This is a genomic window from Paenibacillus sp. tmac-D7 (assembly GCF_006519665.1).
GTDB classification, from domain to species: Bacteria; Bacillota; Bacilli; order Paenibacillales; family NBRC-103111; genus Paenibacillus_G; species Paenibacillus_G validus.
The window spans coordinates 116532-138663 of the sequence record NZ_VIDW01000004.1 but is presented as its reverse complement, the minus strand read 5'-3'; the positions used below and the strand labels follow the sequence as shown (position 1 = coordinate 138663).

Below are 22132 nucleotides of genomic sequence, written 5' to 3'. Positions count from 1 at the left end.
GAAGCGTGGAAGGCTACCCCTTACGGCTAAGAGATAGAGGAGAAGGTTCATGTTGAGGTTACAGGGGCTTGTCGTAACGACGGAGGAAGAGCTGCGGCAATGCTTGTCCGTTCGTAAAGAGGTATTTGTCGATGAGCAGCAGGTGCCGCTCGATTTGGAGCTGGACGAGTTTGACGCTTCGACGTCGGCTTGCCGCCATTTCCTGATCCGGGACGGCGAACTGCCGATTGCAGCGGCCCGTTACCGGATGTACGATGAACGGACGGCCAAGCTTCAGCGAATTGCGGTCCGCCAGCCTTATCGGGGCAAGGGCATCGGCAAGATGATGATCGATATGATGGAAGACGATATTCGCGAACGGGAAATCGCGTCGATCATGTTGGACGCGCAGACGCACGCGACAAGGTTTTATGAGAAGCTGGGATATGCGACAGTATCTGAAGAACCATTTCTGGATGCAGGCATTTGGCATGTACGGATGACAAAAACGATAACGGAGTGAACGGCCCGCAGCGGCCGTTTTTTTATGTCGTCAGGCGAAGACGTTCCGCGAATACGGCCGCTCATCAGGGATGAAATGCGGCTTCCACATATTCCGATTGGAGAATATGTATCGTTATTCCGGCAATATTTGCGGCCTCAGAGGGGACGAATGCTGGCGTTGAGCGTGCTGCTGCTGACAGGTATCGCGCTGCAGCTCGTGAATCCGCAAATTATTCGCTATTTCATCGATAGCGCGCACTCGCTGCATTCGGGGAGGCCGCTCGTTCTGGCGGCGGCTTTGTTTATCGGGGTTAGCCTCGTACAGCAATTGATAGCGGTGGGCGCTTCGTACATCGGGGCGAACGCCGGTTGGACGGTGACCAATCAGCTGCGCGGAGACGTGGCGGAGCATTGCTTGAAGCTCGATATGACATTTCACAAAACGCAAATGTCCGGCGCGATTATCGAGCGGGTAGACGGAGATATCAACAACTTGTCCAACTTCTTCTTACAGTTTGCCGTCATGCTCGTCAGCAACGTTATTCTGGTCGCCGCTATGCTCGTCCTGTTGTTCCGGGAAGGCTGGCTTATTGGCGCGGGGATGCTTGTGTTCGTCGTGTTTGCGCTGCTGGCGATCCGTTACATCCGCCGGCTCGCCGTCCCGCATTGGAGCCGCTTGCGCCAAATGAGCGCGAGCTTCTACGGTTTTCTCGGCGAACATCTGAAGGGGACGGAGGATACGCGGGCCAGCGGAGCGACGAATTACGTGATGCACCGCTTCTACCGCATGATGCGGGAGTGGCTGCCGCTTCGGGTGCGCGCGTTCTTCGGATGGGCGTCGATGTGGATTGCGACAATTATCGTGTTCGCCATCGGCAACGCGGTTGCTTTCGCGATCAGCTAATATTTATGGAAGCAGGGCTCGATCACCCTGGGCACCGTCTACATGATCTTTTATTATACGGAGCTGCTGGCGAAGCCGATCGAACAAATCAGCACCCAGATGGAGGATTTGCAAACAGCGAGGAGCTCCGCCGCATTTGGTACGGCGTCGAAGAGCAGGCGGGGGCACCGGCGGGGGATGACGGGGAATAAGGTTACGTCATTTCCCGGGCAAGCGCAGGACTCGACAGCCTTCAACATGCGAACCGCACAGAATGACGCTGTCTGGAGGCATGCGGGGGGAGGCAGTTAGGAGTCTGCGCCCTTATTCCGTCATGTCTGCTAGCGCAAGTGGATCGGCTGGGCGGCAGGCGCATCACGGCTACGCTCATTCGCATTTCGCCGGAGCTGCAACCGAATTTGAACGCGAAAAAGACAGGGAAGCCGACGCTTCCCTGTCCTTTTCAACTTAAGGCCTATTCCCGGATGCCGTCACTTGTTCATCGCTTGAACCGTAACCGTGGCCGGCGAGGAGACGGCTAATATTTGTTTTTTCGAGTCGATCACCTTCACTTCCACGGTCAGCGCGCCGGGCTTGGCGGTCAACTCCCGCGGCAGGGCGGTACTGAGCGATGACTCGCTTAGCCAGGCCGTCTCCAGCTGCTTGCCGTTAACGAATATCGAGCAGCCGAGTCCGAAGCGTCCGCCTTCGACGGTTAGCGTGGTGCGTCCTAAGGCATCCTCGGCGGCGCTGATGACAGATGGTTCGACCCGCCGGATTTCAGGCGCTCCATAGCCGAGCTTGAAGCCGGAGAGCCTCGCTTTCGCTTCGTCGGCGCGCTGCTGCTCCTGTTCCAGGATCGCCTGCTGCCGGCTGCGGTAGTCGGCGACCATCGCCGGGTCGACACCCATCTCGGCATACGCTTCTTCGGGCGGAACAAGCGGCATTTTTTGCGATAAATCGTACAAATAGTCCGTGTACGGGCTGCCTTCCCGTTGGGCGAGACGGAGCACGTAAGGACCGAGAAACGAAGGGCTGAAATGAAGCTTTTCGTTCTTTTCGCGCGGCAAGTAGTTGTTCCAGATAACCACGGGAACCTCGTGCATCTTGGTCAAGAAGTCCGGGTCGTTCTCGCCGGTAATGTAGCCCGTCTCCTCATAAACCGTATACTTCTCAAGCGACGGCAGATGGTCCCCGAAAAAGACGATGATCGTCGGCTCCTTCAACCGGCTGTAATGAACGATCAGCTCCTCAAGCATCCGATCTGCGCCTTCCATCCCTTGCGCGTACGTCTCCGTTAACCCGATCGCTTCCGGGGAAACCTTGCCTTTCACGTCGATCGTATTCCGTTTGAACTTGCCGGGCCAGTAATGGTAATGATTCTCCATCGTGTTGGCGAAAATGAAGTCCGAGCCCGGGCTCTGCTCGCTCTGTTCGATGATCCGTCTGGCTACGGCGTGATCGCCGATATACGGACCTACGTATTCGTCCGGGTTGAAATATTCGAGGCTGATAAATTGGGAGAAACCCAAATATTTATACACCTCGGAGCTGTTGAAAAACCATCCGTGAAACGGGCTGATCGCCGTTGTCGCATAGCCTTGGCCGGCCAGGAGGCTGGCGAGCGAGGCCGTCGGTTGTTTGATGTATTGCTCATACACGATCGAATCTTTCGGGAAAAAACGGTACGAATGCCCGGTCAGCACCTCAAGCTCGACATTGGCGGTGCCGCCGCCGAACATCGGCGAGAGCATGGTGCCGTGTGTATACCGTTTTTGCAAGCTGTGGAAAAACGGCGCCGGATCGCGGCTGAACACAAGCCCGGGCAGCTGTGTGGCATCCCAGAACGATTCGCTCAGCACAACGATAATGTTCGGTGGTTTGTTCAGCTGTTCGGGCTCCCAGTCGGTCGCCGGTTCCATGTCAAGCGAGGGGATCGACCGTACCGGCACGCGATCCGGGTTTATCCATTCGGAAGTCGGTAAGAGAAGAAGCATCATGGTTAGTAAAGATGCGGATAAAATACGGACGGTTCGGGATAGGCGCATGGTTGATCTCCTAAGATGAAGTAACGGTAATCGCTTTCGCAATGTCATGATCATTATATCATTTCTGGAGACAGGGAGGTAGAAGCTTGACGCATTGAAGAGAAGCAAAGATCCGGACGATGACTTCTATGTATGTTTCACAGGGCTAATGGATAATTAATAGACATATTTAATTAATGTTTGACAATATATAAACGTACTAATAATATGTCTATATATAGGAGGGTTTGCGATGGATGGCATGTTTATCGACGGGATGGAGCGGGCCTCGCTTGAAGAGATCGAACGGGGTTACATCTATGAGGAGGAGGAAGGGCGTTACACGTGTTTAATATGCGGCAGCTCTTCCGAGCAAGGGGTTATTTATCCGTCTCCGGACGAACAAGCTTGGTGGGACGCCGAGAAATGGATGACGAAGCATATCGTGCGGGAGCACGGGTCGGTTTTTCACGCACTGCTGCATTTGGACAAAAAGTGGACCGGTTTGTCCGCGCTGCAAAGGCAGCTGCTGCAATTTTTCCATCAAGGGATGAGCGATGCCGAGGTGATCGAGCGATTGGGCGGCGGAAGCGCGTCGACGATTCGCAATCATCGGTTCACGCTGCGGGAGAAGGAGAAGCAGGCGAAGCTTTTTCTGGTGCTGATGTCGTTGATGGAAAAAGGCAGGGCGGCGGCCTCGGCCGGTAGCCCGGTGAAAGACAAGAAAAAGCAGAAGCCGGCAGGTGTACAGCCGCTGCAGGAGACGGTGGAGCGTGACAACGATTATTTTCCGTACGGAACGGACGGTCCGCTTCGGGAATGGCCGCGTAAGGAGAAGGTCCGCGCGTTGATCGCCGAAGAACTCGTCAGGCGTTTTCAGCCTGGCCGTATCTATTCGGAAGCCGACATTAACGAAGTGTTGGAGCAGGCTTGGCACGATTATGCCGTCATCCGCCGGTATATGGTCGATCATGGGTTATTGGAGCGGACGGAGGACGGACGCCGATATTGGGTTGGCGCCGCCGTTTCGTCATCGGAGCGGGCGCCGGCAGCAGCGCAAGAGGAGGAGAGGTTGTCTATGAGTAAGGAACGGCGCAAGGAGCTGGTGAGGGCCTACCAGGAGAAAGAGCAGCAGATCGGCGTGTTTCGATTTGTGAACGGAAAGAACGGCAAGGCGCTTGTCGGCGCCAGTAAAAACCTGGAAGCGATGGAGCGGCGCTTGCCTTTTGAGCTAAAGATGGGTGCGAGCCGGAATGTACAGCTTCAAAAGGATTGGAACGAAGCGGATGAAGGGGATTTTACGTTCGAGGTGCTGGAACGCCTGAAGCTTCGCAAGGACAGTTTCCAGGACGTCAATCATGAGCTGCACGTCATGGAGAGCAAGTGGCTAAACGAGCTTCAGCCTTATGGGGAGCGCGGGTACAATTCGCAGCCAAAGAAACGAGGTCAGGCCGGAGACGCCGAGAAGGACGAGACGGACGCGAGGGACGAGAGGGACGTCTAAACGAAGCAGCCATAACTGAAAAGTAAGCGTTACGTCAGCCAGCAGATATTTCCCTTACTCTTGAAAATACGATATGATGATAAAGACTGCAATCTTTATACGTCATACTCGTATTTTTGCTGTGATAGTGGAGGGAAACGTTCTGGATACTTACGCTTGTCTATATGTGATCCGGGGAGAACCGTTTCGTTCGGGCACGTGCCTTCATCTGACTTCAGCAGAGACGGTGATCGGGCGCGCTACGAACAACTTCGCCCCGGACTTTGCTTTTTCCAACGCATTTATTTCAAGAAAGCACGTCGTTATCCGCCGGGAAGGGGAGAAGGCGGTGTTATACGATCTGGATTCACGCCACGGTACCGAGCTTAACGGGGTATTGGTGGAACCGCATGTGCCGTACCCGCTCCAATCGTTCGACATTATTAAGATGGCGAAAGGGATGACCGTGCTGCATTTTTCCTATTTGTTCGCCGATCAGACGCTGGAGTTCGAACCGCTCAGCATGACCCAGGCATGGGAAGAGCCGAGCGGACCTTCGATGATCTATTGGGAGAAGCGGGAATGCGTCGTGGACGGGAAGCGAATCGCGATGTCGGAGAAGGAATATTTGCTGCTTCATTTGTTATACGAGCAGGCGAACCGGCTTGTCGCCATCGATGACATTAAACGAAACGTATGGTCCGAACGCACGACCGGACCTGACGGTGTGCCGGATGTCACGATGGACGAACTGAACGCGCTCGTCTATCGTATCCGTAAAAAGTACGGGAAAGACACGTTCCTGATCAGCGCTGTTCGCGGCAGCGGATATGTGCTCGAGCTGGATTCCAAATAGGCGGCTGCAATGGTGACTGACTACCTTGTCGCCATGACGCGCTGTAACCGTTATAACCAGGGAGGGATAAGCATGCGCTATATCCAAGTGGAGCCTGCCGGGCCGCTGCAAGGCTCGGTGCAAATTCCCGGCTCGAAGAATAGCTCGCTGGCGCTGCTTGCGGCGGCTTGTTTGGCCGATGACGTCGTTACGCTGGAGGGGATTCCGCTGATTGACGATGTCAAGGTGATCGCGCAAATTTCACGGGATATCGGAATGTCGCTCGTTCGCAAGCCGACGGGCGAGGTTGTGATTGATCCGCGGTTTATTCATAGTGCAACCATCGATCCCGGCAAAGCGGCGTCATACCGCGCTTCCTATTATTTCGCGGGGGCGCTGCTCGCCAAGTTCGGCCGTGTGACGGTAGGATTTCCGGGCGGAGACGATTTCTCGTCGCGACCGATCGATCAGCATGTTAAAGCATTTCAAGCGCTTGGCGCCACCGTTATTTTTCACGAAGACCACTATGTGGTGGAATCGAGACAGCTGAAGGGTGCCGACATTTATTTCGACACGGTCACCTCGGGCGCTACGATCAACGGCATGCTGGCGGCCGTTCGAGCCCAAGGGCGAACGAACCTGTATAATGCCGCGGTCGACCCCGAGGTCGTCGATACGGCAGCTTTCTTGAATGCGCTTGGCGCCAAAATATACGGAGCGGGCACGGACCGCATCCGGATTGAGGGCGTGCCGTATTTGAACGGCGGCTGCCATATGGTGATCCCGGACCGGCTTATCGCCGGCGCCTTTCTGATGGCGGCGGGCATCACCGGCGGGCGTGTAACCGTAGGCGAGGTCATCCCCGAACACTTGGGCGCATGCCTGGCCAAGCTGGAGGAATGCGGGATGGAGCTGGAAGTGGACGAGACGAGCATTACCGCCTACGGGCGCGGTTCGATTAAAGCGACGCGGGTGCGGACGTCGATGTATCCCGGCTTCGCTACCGATCTGCAGCAGCCGATGACGGCGCTGTTGACGCAGGCAAAGGGCAAAAGCATCATCACCGAGCGCGTCTATCCGAACCGCTTCAACCATGTGCCGCAGCTGCGGCGGATGGGCGCCGACATTGAGGTTCGGCAGGAAAGCGCCTTTATCCGCGGCGGACGGCCGCTCTTCGGCGCTTGGGTTCATGCGACGGACGTGCGTGCCGGAACGAGCCTGGTGCTAGCCGCTCTGGCGGCCGATGGGGTGACGCGAATTACCGGCGTAGAGCACCTGGAGCGCGGTTACGACGACGTGATCGGCAGCTTTGCGGCGCTCGGCGCGCGTTTAACGTTATGCGAGGCCGAGGATGAGCGCGTACATGCCGTCTTTGTGAGGTGACGGTGTGCCGTAGCGGAATCCTGATTCCTTATATCGCCGATTAGACCGGCTGAATGTATGATAGCGGAGATGAGCCATTCGCTCTAAAGCCGGGGGAAATCCCCGGTTTGGGCGAAAAAGGCATCGGAGCTCCGCTATTTTTGTGTGAACGTGACGGGTGAGGCGCATAGGGCCGCCGTAGTTCCGCAGCTTCCTGGACTTTCGCGATATGGGGTTCGTTCAACAAGGGGTCTGCGCCAAGAAAAAGTGAACATGGAGCGACAGCAGATAAATTCGAGATGTTTGTTTAATAGTGTGTCATTAAAATTAAATAGTACACACTATTTACAAAGAAATTGTTGTATGTTATGTTTTAGATGTGATTTACAAGTGGAATAAAACGCACGTTAATTTCGTTAATTCAGACTATGACCGAATTGTTCAGAGGAGGCATTTGCATGAAGTTCGTTGTACCGTTTGATCAGGGGCATGCGGATATGAAAGCGACGCTTGGCGGGAAGGGGGCAAACTTGGCGGAGATGACCCGGGTAGGGCTGCCGGTTCCTCCGGGGTTTACGGTGACCACTGACGTTTGTCGCGCCTACTACGCCTTGGGCGGCCAGCTTCCGGACGGAGTCCGCGAAGAGGTGGCGTCCGCGCTGCGCGTGCTGGAGTCGTCCCAAGGGAAGCAATTCGGCGATCCTGCGAAGCCGCTGCTCGTTTCGGTGCGTTCCGGATCCGTCACCTCGATGCCCGGGATGATGGATACGATTCTCAATCTCGGGTTAAACGATGAAACGGTTGCCGGGCTGGCTGCATTAACGGGGGATGCGCGATTCGCGTACGACTGCTACCGGCGCTTGATCCAAATGTTTGGGAACGTCGTGTTTCAGATTGAATCGCATCACTTTGAAAGTCAGCTTTCCCGACTGAAGCAGCGGCTGGGTGTCGGACAAGACAGCGAAGTAAGTGCCGAAGGCTGGCAAGAGCTGATCGAATCGTACCGGTCAATCGTAGTGAAAGAGACGGGCCGTCCGTTTCCGCAAGACGTGCGCGAACAATTGGAGCTGGCGGTCGAAGCGGTATTCCGTTCGTGGAACAATACGCGGGCCCAAGTGTACCGCAAAATCCACCGCATTCCCGACGAACAGGGAACGGCGGTCAATATCCAGGCGATGGTATTCGGCAATTTGGGGGCAGATTCGGGTACGGGCGTATTGTTCACCCGCAATCCTTCGACCGGGGAACGGCGTCTGTACGGGGAATATTTGATTAACGCCCAAGGGGAAGATGTCGTTGCGGGGGTTCGCACGCCGGTACCGATCGAACAGCTCGGTGCGGATATGCCGCTCGTGTTCGACCAGTTGGAGCGAACGGCGGCGATGCTGGAGAAGCATTATAAGGATATGCAGGATATTGAATTTACGGTGGAGCAAGGGGCGCTCTATTTGCTGCAAACCCGTTCGGGCAAACGGACGGCGCAGGCGGCGGTCAAGGTCGCCGTGGATATGGCCAACGAGGGGTTAATCAGCCGGGGAGACGCCGTCGAGCGAATCGAGCCGTTTCATTTGGATCAGTTGTTGCACCGGGCCATTGACGTGGACCAGGCGCTGGATGTATTGGCTTCGGGGCTTCCGGCATCGCCGGGCGCTGCGACGGGAGAAGCCGTGTTCGATGCCGACCTGGCGGAAGCGTGGTCGCGCGCCGGCCGCAAAACGATTCTCGTGCGTTCGGAGACGACGCCGGAAGACATACACGGCGTGCTTGCCGCCGAAGGCGTACTGACGAGCCGGGGCGGCATGACCAGCCATGCGGCCGTTGTCGCCAGGGGCATGGGTAAGCCTTGCGTATGCGGATGCGAGGCCGTAAGAATCGAAGACCGATCGTTCGTCGTACACGCCGGTGGCGAGTTCGTTACGATTCGGGAAGGCGACACGATCTCGATCGACGGCTCGACCGGCCGCGTCATTCGAGGCGGAGTTAACTTGCGCGAGCCTGAGCTGACGGAGGAGCTGCAGCAGCTGCTCCGGTGGGCCGACGATATCCGCACGCTGCAGGTATATACCAATGCGGACACGCCGGAAGATGCGGCGAAAGCCCGGGATTTCGGCGCGGAAGGCATCGGGCTGTGCCGTACGGAGCATATGTTTATGTCGGCGGCGCGGGTGCCGGTCGTGCAAGCCATGATTTTGGCCGATTCGGCGGAGGAGCGGGCCGAAGCGCTCGAGAAGCTGCTGCCGATGCAGCAGCAAGACTTCGAAGGGTTGTTCCGGGCTATGGATGGGCTGACGGTTACGATTCGTTTGCTGGATCCGCCGTTGCACGAATTTTTGCCGAACATGGAGCAGCTGGTGCTTCAGCATGAACGATTGCGCAATGACCCGAATGCCTCGTCCGAGGAAATCGACCGAAACGAGAAGCTGCTGCGCAAAGTGCGGTCGCTGCACGAGATGAACCCGATGCTGGGGACTCGCGGATGCCGCCTCGGACTCGTCCTGCCGGAAATTTACGAGATGCAGGCGGATGCTATTTTCCGCGCCGTGGTGCGCTGCTTGGAGGAAGGTATCGACGTACGGCCGGATATTATGATTCCGCTGGTCGGGCATGCGAACGAGCTGATCCGGATGCGTGAGCTTGTAACGAAGCGGGCGGAGGCGATACTGGGCGATAAGGCGGCCACGTTCCCTTACCATGTGGGGACGATGATCGAAGTTCCGAGAGCGGCGATTACGGCGGCGCAAATTGCCAAGCACGCAGACTTCTTCTCGTTCGGTACGAACGATTTGACGCAGATGACGTTCGGCTACAGCCGGGACGACGCGGAAGGGAAATTTCTTGCGCATTACGTGGAAACGAAGCTGCTGCCGGAAAACCCGTTCCAAGTGCTGGATGAGGACGGCGTCGGCCGCTTGATCGAATGGGCGGTGGAGCAGGGCAAAGCGGTTAAGCCGTTATTGAAAACAGGCATATGCGGCGAGCATGGAGGCGATAAGTCATCGATCTTCTTCTGCCATGCGGCGGGACTGGACTATGTAAGCTGCTCCCCGTACAGAGTGCCGCTTGCCCGGATTGCAGCCGCTCAAGCGCAGCTGGCGCTCGGCCATCCTCAGTCCGATGCCGAACGGAGCTTGAGCGAACATATTGCTTAACTCATAAAAATGAGAAAAAATGGGAATACTGATTGAAGAGACTTGGGTTGAATCGCGTACAAATTAGTGGATGGAGTGAGTCGTTTATGGAGCAGACGTTCTTATTGGTGAAACCTGATGGCGTGAAACGCCAATTAATCGGAAATATTGTGAATCGCTTTGAACAGCGCGGATTCGAGCTGATCGGTGCCAAGCTCATCCGGATTACGAGAGAACAGGCAGAATATCATTATGAGGAGCACAAAGCGAAGCCGTTCTTCGGCGAGCTCGTCGATTTCATCACGTCGGGACCGGTGTTCGCGATGGTATGGCAGGGAGAGAACATCATTCAAATTTCCCGCGCCATGATGGGCAAAACGAACCCGGCCGATGCGGCTCCGGGTACGATTCGCGGCGATTTCGCCTCCGAGGTGGCCAAGAACGTCATTCACGGCTCGGATTCGCCTGAAAGCGCGTTGCGGGAGATCGCCAACTTCTTTAAGCCGGAAGAATTGTTGACTTCGACCTATTTAGACGGTACGGCGGACCGCAGCGACGATTCTCCGGTAAGCATTCATTGAAATAACGAATAGACGACCAAGCCGACCCCTTCATCAGGAGTCGGCTTTTTTACTCATTTTTTGGAAGGGCGGGTTGCTGAATTTGAACTTTGAACGGAAATTCGTTACATTGGAAGTAGAATTGTAGGGCAGTTGCCAAAGGAGCGTATGCAGATGCGGGATCCAAGACTGAAACAGTTTGCGAAAAATTTGGTGCGTTATTCGATCGATCTCCAGCCGGGAGAAAACGTGCTGATCGAAATGATTGGGCTTCGCGATCAGGAATTGACCAAGTGTCTAATAGAAGAAGTGTATGCGGCAGGAGGAAATCCGTTCCTGGAGTTCCGGAATCCGGAAGTGACCCGCAGCCTGATGCTCGGCGGAACCGAGGCGCTTTACGCGCAAATGGCTGAGCTGGAGCTAGCGCGGATGAAAAAAATGCACGCGTATTTGGCCGTTCGCAGCGGCGACAACATTACCGAAACGTCCGATGTACCGGATGAGAAGATGCGTTTGTATACCAAAATATTCCAGCGTCCGGTTACGGATCAGCGGGTCAACCATACGAAGTGGTGCATCATGCGTTACCCGAACGCGTCGATGGCCCAGCTCGCCAATACGAGCACCGAAGCTTTCGAGAATTTTTATTTCCAGGTCTGCAATTTGGACTACAGCAAGATGTCGTCGGCGATGGATGCCCTCGTCGAGCGGATGCTGCGTACCGACCAAGTAAGGCTAGTTGCCCCGGGAACCGATCTCACCTTCTCGATCAAGGATATTCCGGCGATCAAATGCGCCGGGAAGAACAACATTCCCGACGGCGAAGTGTTCACTGCGCCGGTGAAAGATTCGGTGAACGGCGTCATTTCGTACAACACGCCGACCATTTACAACGGAACGGGATTCGAGAACATCGTGCTCCGGTTTGAGAACGGCAAGATCGTCGAAGCGACCGGCAGCGATACGAGAAAGCTGAACGATATCCTGGATACGGACGATGGCGCCCGTTATATCGGCGAGTTTGCGATCGGGGTCAATCCGTATATTCAGAAGCCGATGAAAGACATCTTGTTCGACGAGAAAATCGACGGCAGTATTCACTTTACACCGGGCAACGCATATGAGGATGCGGACAATGGCAACCGTTCATCGGTTCATTGGGACATGGTGCTCATTCAGAGGCCGGAATACGGCGGCGGCGAAATTTATTTCGACGGCGAGCTCATCCGCAAGGACGGACGTTTTGTCGTACCGGATTTGGAGAAATTGAATCCGGAGAATTTGAAATAAAGCCGAGCGCTGACGTAGGGGAATGATGGCTTCATGGAAGACTCGAATGAATCGAATCGTTCAAATCGATCTCACGAGAAGGAAAGCTTACAAACAGCAGCGGTTCGCTTGCTGGAAACGGCGGCGGTCACGTTCGCCGGGGGGCTTCTGTTCTCGCTGATGCACGTCCCGCTGAGTTGGATGCTGGGACCGTTAACGGCTACCTTGCTGTGGCAGGGCTTGACCAAAAGACAGCTTGCATGGCCGGTAACGCTTCGCAACGGAGGCCTGCTGCTGCTGGGTTACGGGATGGGGCTGTCGTTCACGATGGAAAGCGCGCGCCAAATCGTCGGCCAGCTGCCGTCGATGCTCGCGTCGACCGTGCTGACGGTTGGCTTCAGCTTGCTGATGTCGGTGTGGATTGCCCGCGCTGCGAGGATTACGCCGCAGAGCAGCTTGCTCGGCAGCATACCGGGCGGGCTTTCGCAGATGGTCGTGCTGGGAGAGGAGTTTCCCGAAGCGGATGGAACGATCGTCACGTTCATGCAGACGATCCGGCTTCTCACGGTCGTTTTCATCGTCCCGTTCCTGGCGGTGCACGGCTTGAGCGGCGGTGAGGCTGCGGCGATGCCTACAGCTTCCGTGGCTGACTCAACCGGGTCGGGCTTCGCCGGGGGCGGAGCGTTCATGGCCGTGGTTGCGGCCTTTGCGGCGCTGGTCTCCGGGTTGGCTGCCGTCCGGCTGCGAATGCCGACGCCCTGGTTTCTCGGCCCTGTCATCGCTTCGGCGCTCATGATGATTGCGGATTGGGCGCCGCCGCATCCGCCTTCCGTGCTTGTGCTCGCCGCACAATGGAGTCTCGGGATTTATCTCGGACTCGGTATTCGCTTTAGCGCCTTGGCCGGTTGGCGAAGGCTGCTGCCTTACTCGCTTGCGGGCGGGCTCGCGATCGTCGCGTTCTGCCTGGTGCTGGCTTACATCTTCAGTCTCCTTCATCCGATCAGCATGGCTACAGCGTTCTTGAGCTTATCGCCCGGAGGCATGACGGAGATGGGCGTAACCGCCTCGGTTGTCCATGCGGACGTGTCGATGGTGGTGGCGTACCAGATGTTTCGCATCTTGTTTATTCTGTTTATTGTCCCTTATGCGCTGCGCCGTTTATTTCGCGTTCCGAAAGGAACGGGTGTAGAAGGATAGCGCGTACGAGAAACGGCCTTCCCGCGGGTTAACCGTACGGGAAGGCCGTTTGAATTTTATTGCATATGGACCGCGGATAAGCAGCTTCATTAAACGTTGAGTAAAAGCAAAATGATCGAGCTTAACCCGAAGCACATGTTGACCAGGCAGAGAAACAGGACGACTTGTTTCGGATTCAGTCCGCTGCGCAGCAACCGGTAATGCGCCTGGCTTGCATCCGCCTGATAGATCGGCTTGCGTTCGCGAAGCCGCTTCAGGACGACGAAGATGTTGTCGAAGATCGGCACGCCAAGCGCAAGAATCGGGATGAGCAGCGACAGCACCGTCGCTTGCTTGAATGCGCCGTCCAGCGCCACGACCGCGAGCAGAAATCCGAACAGCGTCGCACCCGCATCACCCATGAACACCTTCGCAGGCGGTTTGTTGTACCGCAGGTACGCAACCGCGGCGCCGACGAGAATGATAGCCATCATCGCGGAGTCCGACTGGCCTTTGGCCAAGGCGACGACGAACAGCGTGACGGCGGAGATGGCGGACAACCCGCCGGCCAATCCGTCCATGCCGTCCGAGAAGTTAATGACCGTAGTGACGCCGAATATCCAGGTAACCGTTAAGAAAAATTGCAAATAAACCGGCAGTAAAATATCCTCGCCGCCGAACGGGTTGTTGAAACCGTAGAAGACGACGCCGGATTTGTACACAATGATCGCGGCGGCGAGCTGTACGATCAGCTTCGGCCAAGCGGCAAGTTCTTTGCCGTGCGTTTTGTACCAGTCGTCAACGAGCCCGATGCAGACGATGAGCAGCGAACCGATGAGCAGCGACACGGTGCGGCTGCCTTGGAACGTGATAAACGTCATGTACGCGCAGACGAACCCGGCGAAGATCGCGATACCGGCGGTTAACGGAATCGGATCGCGATGAATTTTACGTTCGACATCGGGCTTGGGCTTGTCCACGAAATCGATGCGGAACGCCCATCTGCGAAGCGGTGGAATGAGCAGCAGTACGACGAGAAACGATACGAGAAAGGCGGCGAAGTATGCGATAATCGGTCCCTCCAATATTCGGCATGATTCGTGGAAATCTTTAGAAATTATAACATACAGGAGCGGGATGAATCCATCCATGACGGAATTATCAGGCAGTCGTCAGTCTCGGGATCATAAAGATGGCAAACTTTGCAAAAACAATTGACAATTACTTCATGCTGTCCTAAACTAACTTTAAAGTTATATAACTTTAAAGTTAGTTTTGTGGTGTTCGAATTCACACAAATTAGGACGGAAGCGAGGTTGTATGACATGGTTGAATTTCTGGATTCCTTTATCAGCATCAACTCGGTAATTTGGTTATTTCTTGTTGCCTTTATGCTTCATGACTTTGAGGAGATCATCCGGATCGAGCCCTGGTTTCGGAGGCATCAACCAAGCATTTACCGGAAGGTGCCGAGGCGGTTCAGAAACACGCTCGATTCATTCTCACGAATGACGGCGCCGCAGTTTTCCGTTGCCGTTTGCCTTGAATTTGTAGTGTTTGTTCCGTGTACGTTTATGGCGGCTGAACATGGCAGTTACTTGCTGTTCCTGGGTTTCAATGCGGTTATGCTGCTTCATGTTTTTATGCATATCGGTCAGGCCGTATTCGTAAGAATGCTGGTGCCGGGAGTGGTTACGAGTGTCCTCATCATCCTTCCTTATACGATTTATGTTTTTTACAGGCTGCTAAGTGAGAAACTGATAACGTTGACCGATATAGGACTGAGTCTTCCGTTAGGATTACTGCTGATTCCCATTTTGTTACTGGGTCATAAGGCGGGCGAGAAACTGGTTCCAAATGGTTGAGAAATGTGTGAACGACGGAGAACGGTGATATCCATGTCCAATCAAAGGGTAAAATGTCGGTGCGACGCTGCACCGATTTTTATTTGCCAAAATGATTTTTATAAATTAAAGGAATTTACATAAAGACGTCAAATTGAATTATGTAAAAAACACTGTCAATCAAAAAACATAATAAATAGTTTCGGGAGTGAATGAAATGAACGAGTTGACTAAGCGTGAACGGCTGAAGCAGAAGATCGAATCTCATCTTCGTGATCTCGCAAGGCAGCTCGTCAAGTTCGACACCTTGGAAGAGACGCTTCACTATTTAATGGACTCTTTTTGGATGGATTTTACTTCCGACTTTGTCGCCATTTTATTGAAAGAAGGGGATCAGCTCATTCCTAAGGTGTGGAGGGGAGAAACCCTTCAAGTCAAGCATACCCTTCATCTGACTGTCGATCCTGATTCCAGGCTTCTTCAAGACGCGCTTTGGTGGCCGAACGAGAGTGGAATGAGCGATAGCGATTTCAGAAAAGCGTTGGAGAACGAGAAGCTCTCGACTTGGTTTACCGTTCCTTTGAAGGAAAGAGAGAAGACATTCGGTATTTGCATCATCGGATTTCGCAATTTTGTCCCTCTCATTGTCGAAGCGGAAAACTATTTCGTGGAATTTGGCCGGGATGTCGCGGTAGCTATGGAGTTAGCCCGGGATAAAGAACGCCAGAAGCGAAAAATCAAAGGCATGGAGTGGTTGAGGGAAAATATTTTCCCCGGTACGTCAATCGAACATATGGTGGAAAAAATGGTCGACCGTGCTGGGAAAGGAACGATGGCAGCGGCAGCAAGCATTTTTTTGTATGACGAAAAAAACAATTGTTTAATTTATCAGCCCCCGTCTTATGGGACATTCGTATCCCCCGATAACATGGTGATCGATAACGAAAGCAATCTATCGCGATTGTTTCCGTATTTCGGGAAGGCCGGGGGCGAACAATTAACGGTGCCCTTGGTCGTTAATTTGAAAACGATCGGTATTCTTCATGTCTCGGGAAAGCAAGATGGAGTGTTTACCGAAGATGATTTGGAGCTGCTTGAGTTTTTATCGACGCATGTCTCTATGCAGATTGAGAACGCCCGATTAGTTCAGAACGAACAAGAGCGCAGATTAAGACTGCAGAACATCATGATCCATCAACAGGAACTTGTAAAAAAAGACCATCGAGGAGGAGAGTCTATACGAGATCACCAGAACCGTCAGCTCCATTTTCGGTTATTCGGTTTTTCTATTCGATCGGCTTCTGCGGCTGCTGTCTCATCATGCTATGAAGGAAGAACAGCTATCGCTGCCCAATTTGCTGCATCTCGTTAAAGAGCATGAACAGCAAATCCGGCAGATTAAATCCGATGAATTATGGCTTCAGCTGGACGAAGGGCCATGTTATGTGAGCATCTGGCCGATTATTGGAGGCGGCAGGCAGTTAGGTTATTTAGCGGTGTTCTCAGACCGCAAGTACTGGGACGATGTTCTCCGACTAACCGTCAATAACGCGCTCAATGTATATGCCATCGAGTTTATTAAGCAAAAACTGGTGATGGATACGCGAGAACAGGTGAAGGAAAGTTTCATGAATCAGCTTTTTTCCGAAAAAATCGAGGATCCGGAGAAAGTCGTACAGTATACCACCTTTATCAACTGGAACGTCTATGATTCTCATCGGGTGGCGTATTTGTCAGTGAAGCTTGATATGGAAGTGGAGCGGGAAAGCGATCTCATTGGAGTGGAGGAGAAGAAATCAAGATTGTGGGATATTATGAAAATGGCGCTCTCGAATCAAGATCAAGGGGTAATTTTGACGAGAAAAGGCGATGAGTTTATCCTCATCAGCCGCGTGACAAACGAGCAGACAAATGCCAAAGCTTATTGGCAGTCGATGTATCAGCAGGTACAAAAAATCGCCAAAGCTGAAATGCCATCTTGTCATGTTTATTTGGGTGTTGGCGGACGTACCGAACGGATGGAAGATTACTATTTTGCGTACAAACAAGCCGTTCAAACCGCGAACCTGATTCGCCTTCGTTACCCGGAAGCGGGATTCGCCATTTTTGAAGAGTTCGAGTCTTACTCTCTTCTTCATCAATTAACCGATCACAAAATTTCAACGATTTTTGTGCAAAAAAAGCTGGCGCCGCTGCTGCGTTATACGGAGGGAAGCGGAGCTGATCTGTTTCAAACCCTCCGGATCTATTTATCAAACAACGGAAGTATGAGAGAGACCTCCGAGGCGTTATATATTCATCGGAGCACGCTGCAATACCGTTTGGATAAAATCAGGGAAATTTTGCAAATCGATATTGAGCAAGCCGAGCAGCGGTTCAGCCTGCTGATGGCCTATAAATTATACGATCTGCTGGACCTGTCTCCTCCGCAAATCTGCTGAATGTTCCGTTGCAGATTCCTGCAATCCGCCGATTATAGAAGCTGGAAAAATGCTTTATCATGAATTTAAGTAAGCGATTACATCCTAGATCGCGTCATGGATTATTTCTACGATGAATTTAAGTATGTTTACCACAAATAACAGAGGATGGGATCAATCCGTTGAACGGGCAGTTGTTTCGGGAGCTCGGGTTGCTCTTTAACGAATGGGAACAAAACGATGATGTGCGGGCCGTGGTCCTTACAGGCAAGGGGGACCGAGCTTTCGCCGCAGGTGCGGGTATTAAAGACATGCTGAATCTGAATACCAGGGAAGTCCTTCAATTTTGCCAAGTATCCCGCAATGCCTTTTCGAAGGTCGAATCCCTTCCAAAGCCTGTGATCGCAGCAGTTAACGGATTGGCGCTCGGAGGCGGCGCAACACAAAGGCTGCAGCGGTTAATCGGTCAACTCGGGCGGTCAAGCGGATCTTCAAACCGGATTGGATCTGGAAATCGCATGCTTCGGCAACGCCTATGCAAGCGATGACAGCAAAGAAGGCATGCGAGCGTTTATAGAAAAACGAAAGCCGCAATTTTCAGGATGGTAGGAGGGCGTAACATGGGAAACCGTCATGTTTTCTTGATCGAAGGCGCGCGCACCGCGTTCGGTGAGTTTGGAGGATCATTCAAAGAGGTATCCGCCATCGAATTAGCGACTGCCAGCGCCATAAAAGCGTTGGAAAAAGCGAATGTGACGGCGGAAGAAGTGGATCAGGTCGTCATTGGCAACGTGATCCAGTCCAGTGCAGATGCCATCTATACGGGCCGCCATGTCGGATTGAAATCAGGCGTTCCGAAACACGTACCCGGATTAACGGTGAACAGGCTTTGCGGTTCCGGACTTCAATCGATTGTGAATGCATCTCAATCGATTATGCTGGGAGAATCCGACCTGGCGCTTGCAGGCGGCGCGGAAAATATGAGCCAAGTACCTCATGTGATTCGTGGAGCAAGATGGGGAATCCCCCTCGGCAAAGCGCCGATGGAAGATTACTTGTGGGAGGCGCTGTACGATCCTTACGGGGATTGCACAATGGCCATAACCGCCGAAAATCTGGCCTCGCAATACGGGATCACAAGGGAACAGGTCGATGCGTTTGCCGTCAGAAGCCATGACAGAGCCCAGGCGGCCATAGATAATGGCCGCTTTGCCGAAGAAATCGTCCCCTATACGATTCTAGGAAGAAAGGAAAGTGTAGTTGTGGACCGTGATGAACATCCCCGTCCGACTACCCTGGAGACGCTGGCGAAGCTGCCTGCCCGCTTCACGAAAGACGGGGTAGTGACGGCAGGTAACGCCAGCGGAATCAACGACGGCGCGGCAGTAACGGTGGTGGCTTCGGAAGAATATGTGAAGCGGCGGAACCTGAAACCGCTTGCGCGGTTAGTTTCCTGGGGCATTGTCGGTGTAGAACCGAAGATTATGGGTATCGGACCGGTCATGGCGATCCGGCATGCGCTCCATAAAGCGGGAATGACGATCAAAGACTTGGACCTGATTGAAATTAACGAGGCGTTCGCCGCTCAATATCTCGCTTGTCAGAAAGAGCTCGACTTCGATCCGGAGATCGGCAACGTCAATGGCGGGGCGGTCGCATGGGGCCATCCGTTAGGCGCTAGCGGCGCTAGAATTACATTGTCGCTTCTATACGAATTGCGGCGCCGCAACAAAAAATATGGCGTTTCTTCTTTATGCATCGGCGGAGGTCAAGGGATTGCAGCCATTTGGGAGCGGCTGTAATCCCCCTTTTCCATAGAACGAATGAACATCAGTCACGGTTCTCGGTTGAATTGAAAGTGCTTATATTGTTTGTTGCGGTTGGTTGATACCAGAGCATAGGGGGAAATTCCCATGTATAAATATGAGTATGACTTATCGGTTGCGCAAGTATTTGAACGGGCATATAAACGGAATCCGGCGAAAGAAGTCATTTTCGACCGGACGCGAAGAATGACATACGAGGAGCTTTGGAACGAGTCGAGATATATGGCCGCCGCTCTTCGTGATCTGAACGTCGGGAAGGGCGACAAGTTAGCTGTCTGTTTGCCCAATTGGCACGAGTTTGTGGTCGTCTATCTTGCTGCGGCATTTCTGGGTGCAGTCATCGTTCCTTGTAACACCAGGTACCAGCAGCATGAAGTAGAATATATACTGACGAACTCCGGCGCGAAGATTGCCTTTTGTACGAAAGAATTCAGCGGTGTCCCTCACGCTGATCAGTTTACACAAGCGAAAAATATGGTTAACAGTCTGAACCAGATCGTATCGGTACGCTTCGAACAGGAAGGGCTCATATCCTATCAACGATTGATAGAAAGAGGCAAAAACTCCTTGTTCGTACCCGAAGACATTCAACCCAAAGACGATGTCTTTGCTATTTTGTATACGTCTGGAACGACGGGTAGACCGAAAGGAGCGATGCTGACACACTCCAATATCGCTCACACCGGTACAATTTCGGCGGAAGCCATGAAATGTGCGCCGGAGGATGTTTTTCTTATTGCGGTCCCGGTTTTTCATGTTTTCGGAATTACGCCGAGTATTCTAAGCACGTTCGCTTGTGCGGGGAGCATGGTGCTCGTAGATCAGTATAAAGCCAAGGATGTGCTCGAACTGATCCAGCAAGAGCGGGTGACGGTGCATAACGGCGTACCGACGATGTTTATTTTAGAGTTGAATCACACGGATTTTGCTTCCTTTGACCTTTCTTCCTTGCGAACGGGCATTATCGCTGCGGCTCCATGTCCGGTGGAAGTCGTCAAACGGATTCGCTCGGAAATGGGATGCAATATTGTAGTCGCATACGGATTGACCGAAACTTCGCCGACTTTAACGATTACCGATTTTAATGACGACGATATGATTCGATCCGAGACCGTCGGCAAGGTGCTGCCTGGTGCGGAGGTCAAAATTGTAGACCCCCGCAGGGTACCGGTCGGTCCGGGAGTAGTTGGAGAACTGGCTTGCAGAGGTTTTGGCGTGATGAAAGGTTATTACAACATGCCTGAGGCCACTCAAGCGGCAATCCATCAAGAAGGGTGGTTTTACTCAGGTGATCTGGCAACCATGGACGAACAGGGTTATATCCGGATTGTCGGGAGAATCAAAGAAATGATTATTCGCGGAGGATACAACATCTATCCGAGGGAAATCGAAGAAATTTTATATGGCCATCCTTCCGTCATGGAGGCGGCCGTCGTCGGTCTGCCCGATACTGTGCTGGGCGAAATTTCATGCGCTGCCATTCGTGTCAGAAGCGGAGAGCAGCTGCAAACGGAAGAGATTAAAAATTACATCAAATCGAAAGTTGCCGATTACAAGGTTCCCGACAAGTTCGTTTTTGTCGATGCGCTTCCGATGACGGCTAGCGGGAAAATCAAAAAAATCGATCTTCAACAACAACTAAAAACGGAATTGGAGGATCAACTGCGGTGAAAATGAGAACGATGAAACGGCACGATACACTCCTTGCCGGGTAGCCTCCTGATATTTTAAGTACCTCGTCCTTTGGGCCGGCAAGCTTAGGACAACACTTATGACTCCAAGAGGCCTTTTTCATGTTCAAATCGTATTTTTCTTCCTTACAGGTATGCTGACCGTTGCTATAATGATATAATCTGAAGGACGAACTAATAAAAACGCCTGAGGTGTTTCAGTGAGCGTACCTGCCATTTATAAAAGCGAAGAAGGAAAGAAAAAAATCTTAAACGATTATGAGTCGTACCTGAAGCGATTTCATGTTGAATTTGAAAGAGTGTTCGTAGACACGCGCTTTGGTCGAACGCATACCTTAGTGACAGGGCCTGTTGACGGAAAACCCGTCTTTATCTTTCAGGGCGGCAATTGCATTAACCCGATGACGTTATCCTGGTTTTCATCCTTGTTTGGGGAGTATCGGATTTACGCTCCAGACACAATCGGGCATCCGGGCTACAGTGCGGAAACAAGAATGTCAGCTAAAGATGACAGTTTTGCATTATGGGTTTCCGATTTAATGGAGCATTTTGGAGTTGACAAAAGTGCATTTATCGGACCTTCTTATGGCGCGGGCATCATACTAAGAATAGCAGCGTTTCTGCCGGAGAAAATTGCATGCTCGGTCTTGGTCGCTCCGTCTGGATTGAAGTTAGGCTCCAAAATGAAAATGATACAGAAAATCTTAATTCCCATGATAGGGTTTACTATCAGCTCATCGCAAAAGCAATTGCAAAAAATAGCGGATACGATGTCTTTCAACAGCATGAAGGAAATAGATAAAAACATAATCGGCGACATTTTTACACATGTAAAATTAGAACAAGGCATGCCGAAAATAACCGAAAAAAGAGAGCTTGTGAATTACTCCTCTCCTACTATGGTGCTAGCAGGTACAAAGGATATATTCTTCCCAAGTGAAAAGGTGATCGCGGCCGCAGAAGCGATCATACCCAACTTAGCGGCAGCAACCGTCTATGAAATGGGCCATTTCCCGTCGGAACCATTTCTGCAAAAAATAAATAGCGATATCAAGCAGTTCTTAACGGTCTACTATTAAAGCCATAATTAAACGAGCTGTCTAATTCCCTCCAACCGACGTCGAATCAATGGCTGTTGTAATGGC

General features: G+C 52.8%; 20 protein-coding genes. 18 read left to right on the top strand and 2 right to left on the bottom strand.

Going from position 1 to position 22132, the window contains the following annotated elements:
- Positions 1-49 precede the first annotated feature (49 nt).
- The 3 genes from FKP33_RS04610 to FKP33_RS27585 all read left to right on the top strand — a co-directional run bounded on the left by FKP33_RS04610 (position 50) and on the right by FKP33_RS27585 (position 1678).
- A complete protein-coding gene (locus tag FKP33_RS04610) occupies positions 50-502 on the top strand; it encodes a GNAT family N-acetyltransferase (RefSeq protein ID WP_306439332.1) in 453 nt (150 codons plus the stop codon).
- Between the two features lie 150 nt (positions 503-652).
- Entirely contained in the window at positions 653-1387 is a 735-nt protein-coding gene (locus FKP33_RS04605; protein ID WP_244932896.1) for an ABC transporter transmembrane domain-containing protein, read from the top strand.
- 42 nt (positions 1388-1429) lie between these two features.
- Entirely contained in the window at positions 1430-1678 is a 249-nt protein-coding gene (locus tag FKP33_RS27585) for a hypothetical protein (RefSeq protein WP_244932895.1), read from the top strand.
- A 179-nt stretch (positions 1679-1857) separates the two neighbouring features.
- Here FKP33_RS27585 and FKP33_RS04600 read toward each other — a convergent pair whose 3' ends face one another.
- Positions 1858-3414 (bottom strand): LTA synthase family protein, encoded by a 1557-nt coding sequence (locus FKP33_RS04600; RefSeq protein WP_244932894.1) that lies wholly within the window; start codon positions 3412-3414, stop codon positions 1858-1860.
- Positions 3415-3646: 232 nt separating this feature from the next.
- On the opposite strand from FKP33_RS04600, the gene FKP33_RS04595 reads away from it, so the two are divergent.
- The 7 genes from FKP33_RS04595 to FKP33_RS04565 all read left to right on the top strand — a co-directional run bounded on the left by FKP33_RS04595 (position 3647) and on the right by FKP33_RS04565 (position 13227).
- Positions 3647-4897 carry a DUF2087 domain-containing protein gene (locus tag FKP33_RS04595; protein WP_127605637.1) on the top strand — a complete coding sequence of 417 codons (1251 nt, stop codon included), beginning with the start codon at positions 3647-3649 and terminating at the stop codon, positions 4895-4897.
- Between the two features lie 73 nt (positions 4898-4970).
- Positions 4971-5732, top strand: coding sequence for an FHA domain-containing protein (locus tag FKP33_RS04590; RefSeq protein WP_306439331.1), 762 nt, complete (start codon positions 4971-4973; stop codon positions 5730-5732).
- 72 nt (positions 5733-5804) lie between these two features.
- Entirely contained in the window at positions 5805-7094 is a 1290-nt protein-coding gene (gene murA, locus FKP33_RS04585) for a UDP-N-acetylglucosamine 1-carboxyvinyltransferase (RefSeq protein WP_127605635.1), read from the top strand.
- A gap of 437 nt (positions 7095-7531) precedes the next feature.
- Positions 7532-10222: a pyruvate, phosphate dikinase gene (gene ppdK / locus FKP33_RS04580; protein ID WP_155614248.1), complete on the top strand. Its 2691-nt coding sequence runs from the start codon at positions 7532-7534 to the stop codon at positions 10220-10222.
- Between the two features lie 86 nt (positions 10223-10308).
- A complete protein-coding gene (gene ndk, locus FKP33_RS04575; protein ID WP_054795267.1) occupies positions 10309-10782 on the top strand; it encodes a nucleoside-diphosphate kinase in 474 nt (157 codons plus the stop codon).
- Between the two features lie 153 nt (positions 10783-10935).
- Positions 10936-12051 carry an aminopeptidase gene (locus FKP33_RS04570; RefSeq protein ID WP_127605633.1) on the top strand — a complete coding sequence of 372 codons (1116 nt, stop codon included), beginning with the start codon at positions 10936-10938 and terminating at the stop codon, positions 12049-12051.
- Between the two features lie 33 nt (positions 12052-12084).
- Positions 12085-13227: an AbrB family transcriptional regulator gene (locus tag FKP33_RS04565; RefSeq protein ID WP_141334030.1), complete on the top strand. Its 1143-nt coding sequence runs from the start codon at positions 12085-12087 to the stop codon at positions 13225-13227.
- Positions 13228-13316: 89 nt separating this feature from the next.
- On the opposite strand, the gene FKP33_RS04560 is transcribed toward FKP33_RS04565, so the two are convergent.
- Complete coding sequence (locus tag FKP33_RS04560) at positions 13317-14291, bottom strand: MraY family glycosyltransferase (protein WP_230875987.1); 975 nt, start codon at positions 14289-14291, stop codon at positions 13317-13319.
- A gap of 240 nt (positions 14292-14531) precedes the next feature.
- Here FKP33_RS04560 and FKP33_RS04555 point away from each other — a divergent pair, with 240 nt between their 5' ends.
- The 8 genes from FKP33_RS04555 to FKP33_RS04525 all read left to right on the top strand — a co-directional run bounded on the left by FKP33_RS04555 (position 14532) and on the right by FKP33_RS04525 (position 22066).
- On the top strand, positions 14532-15071 hold the full coding sequence (locus tag FKP33_RS04555; RefSeq protein WP_127605627.1) for an HXXEE domain-containing protein: 540 nt from the start codon (positions 14532-14534) through the stop codon (positions 15069-15071).
- A 286-nt stretch (positions 15072-15357) separates the two neighbouring features.
- Complete coding sequence (locus FKP33_RS04550; RefSeq protein ID WP_181410043.1) at positions 15358-16422, top strand: GAF domain-containing protein; 1065 nt, start codon at positions 15358-15360, stop codon at positions 16420-16422.
- Entirely contained in the window at positions 16376-17491 is a 1116-nt protein-coding gene (locus FKP33_RS04545) for a PucR family transcriptional regulator (protein WP_141334028.1), read from the top strand. The genes FKP33_RS04550 and FKP33_RS04545 overlap by 47 nt, the downstream gene beginning before the upstream one ends.
- A gap of 161 nt (positions 17492-17652) precedes the next feature.
- Entirely contained in the window at positions 17653-18018 is a 366-nt protein-coding gene (locus tag FKP33_RS28045) for an enoyl-CoA hydratase-related protein (RefSeq protein ID WP_181410042.1), read from the top strand.
- The gene (locus tag FKP33_RS28040) at positions 17972-18079 is read left to right on the top strand and encodes a hypothetical protein (protein WP_373423825.1); all 108 of its coding nucleotides are present in this window, start codon (positions 17972-17974) and stop codon (positions 18077-18079) included. The genes FKP33_RS28045 and FKP33_RS28040 overlap by 47 nt, the downstream gene beginning before the upstream one ends.
- Before the next feature lie 11 nt (positions 18080-18090).
- Positions 18091-19272 carry an acetyl-CoA C-acetyltransferase gene (locus FKP33_RS04535; protein WP_141334027.1) on the top strand — a complete coding sequence of 394 codons (1182 nt, stop codon included), beginning with the start codon at positions 18091-18093 and terminating at the stop codon, positions 19270-19272.
- Positions 19273-19383: 111 nt separating this feature from the next.
- Complete coding sequence (locus FKP33_RS04530; RefSeq protein ID WP_141334026.1) at positions 19384-20967, top strand: long-chain-fatty-acid--CoA ligase; 1584 nt, start codon at positions 19384-19386, stop codon at positions 20965-20967.
- A 220-nt stretch (positions 20968-21187) separates the two neighbouring features.
- The gene (locus tag FKP33_RS04525; RefSeq protein WP_141334025.1) at positions 21188-22066 is read left to right on the top strand and encodes an alpha/beta fold hydrolase; all 879 of its coding nucleotides are present in this window, start codon (positions 21188-21190) and stop codon (positions 22064-22066) included.
- The last annotated feature ends 66 nt before the right edge of the window (positions 22067-22132 follow it).

Excerpts from the sequence above, each read along its gene's own strand:
- FKP33_RS04600 (WP_244932894.1), bottom strand. The coding sequence starts at position 3,414 with ATGCGCCTATCCCGAACCGTCCGTATTTTATCCGCATCTTTACTAACC.
- FKP33_RS04570 (WP_127605633.1), top strand. The coding sequence starts at position 10,936 with ATGCGGGATCCAAGACTGAAACAGTTTGCGAAAAATTTGGTGCGTTAT.
- FKP33_RS04555 (WP_127605627.1), top strand. The coding sequence starts at position 14,532 with ATGGTTGAATTTCTGGATTCCTTTATCAGCATCAACTCGGTAATTTGG.
- FKP33_RS04535 (WP_141334027.1), top strand. The coding sequence starts at position 18,091 with ATGGGAAACCGTCATGTTTTCTTGATCGAAGGCGCGCGCACCGCGTTC.
- ppdK (WP_155614248.1), top strand. The coding sequence starts at position 7,532 with ATGAAGTTCGTTGTACCGTTTGATCAGGGGCATGCGGATATGAAAGCG.
- ndk (WP_054795267.1), top strand. The coding sequence starts at position 10,309 with ATGGAGCAGACGTTCTTATTGGTGAAACCTGATGGCGTGAAACGCCAA.
- FKP33_RS04565 (WP_141334030.1), top strand. The coding sequence starts at position 12,085 with ATGGAAGACTCGAATGAATCGAATCGTTCAAATCGATCTCACGAGAAG.
- FKP33_RS04530 (WP_141334026.1), top strand. The coding sequence starts at position 19,384 with ATGTATAAATATGAGTATGACTTATCGGTTGCGCAAGTATTTGAACGG.
- FKP33_RS04605 (WP_244932896.1), top strand. The coding sequence starts at position 653 with ATGCTGGCGTTGAGCGTGCTGCTGCTGACAGGTATCGCGCTGCAGCTC.
- murA (WP_127605635.1), top strand. The coding sequence starts at position 5,805 with ATGCGCTATATCCAAGTGGAGCCTGCCGGGCCGCTGCAAGGCTCGGTG.
- FKP33_RS04595 (WP_127605637.1), top strand. The coding sequence starts at position 3,647 with ATGGATGGCATGTTTATCGACGGGATGGAGCGGGCCTCGCTTGAAGAG.
- FKP33_RS04590 (WP_306439331.1), top strand. The coding sequence starts at position 4,971 with ATGATGATAAAGACTGCAATCTTTATACGTCATACTCGTATTTTTGCT.
- FKP33_RS27585 (WP_244932895.1), top strand. The coding sequence starts at position 1,430 with ATGATCTTTTATTATACGGAGCTGCTGGCGAAGCCGATCGAACAAATC.
- FKP33_RS04610 (WP_306439332.1), top strand. The coding sequence starts at position 50 with ATGTTGAGGTTACAGGGGCTTGTCGTAACGACGGAGGAAGAGCTGCGG.
- FKP33_RS04545 (WP_141334028.1), top strand. The coding sequence starts at position 16,376 with ATGAAGGAAGAACAGCTATCGCTGCCCAATTTGCTGCATCTCGTTAAA.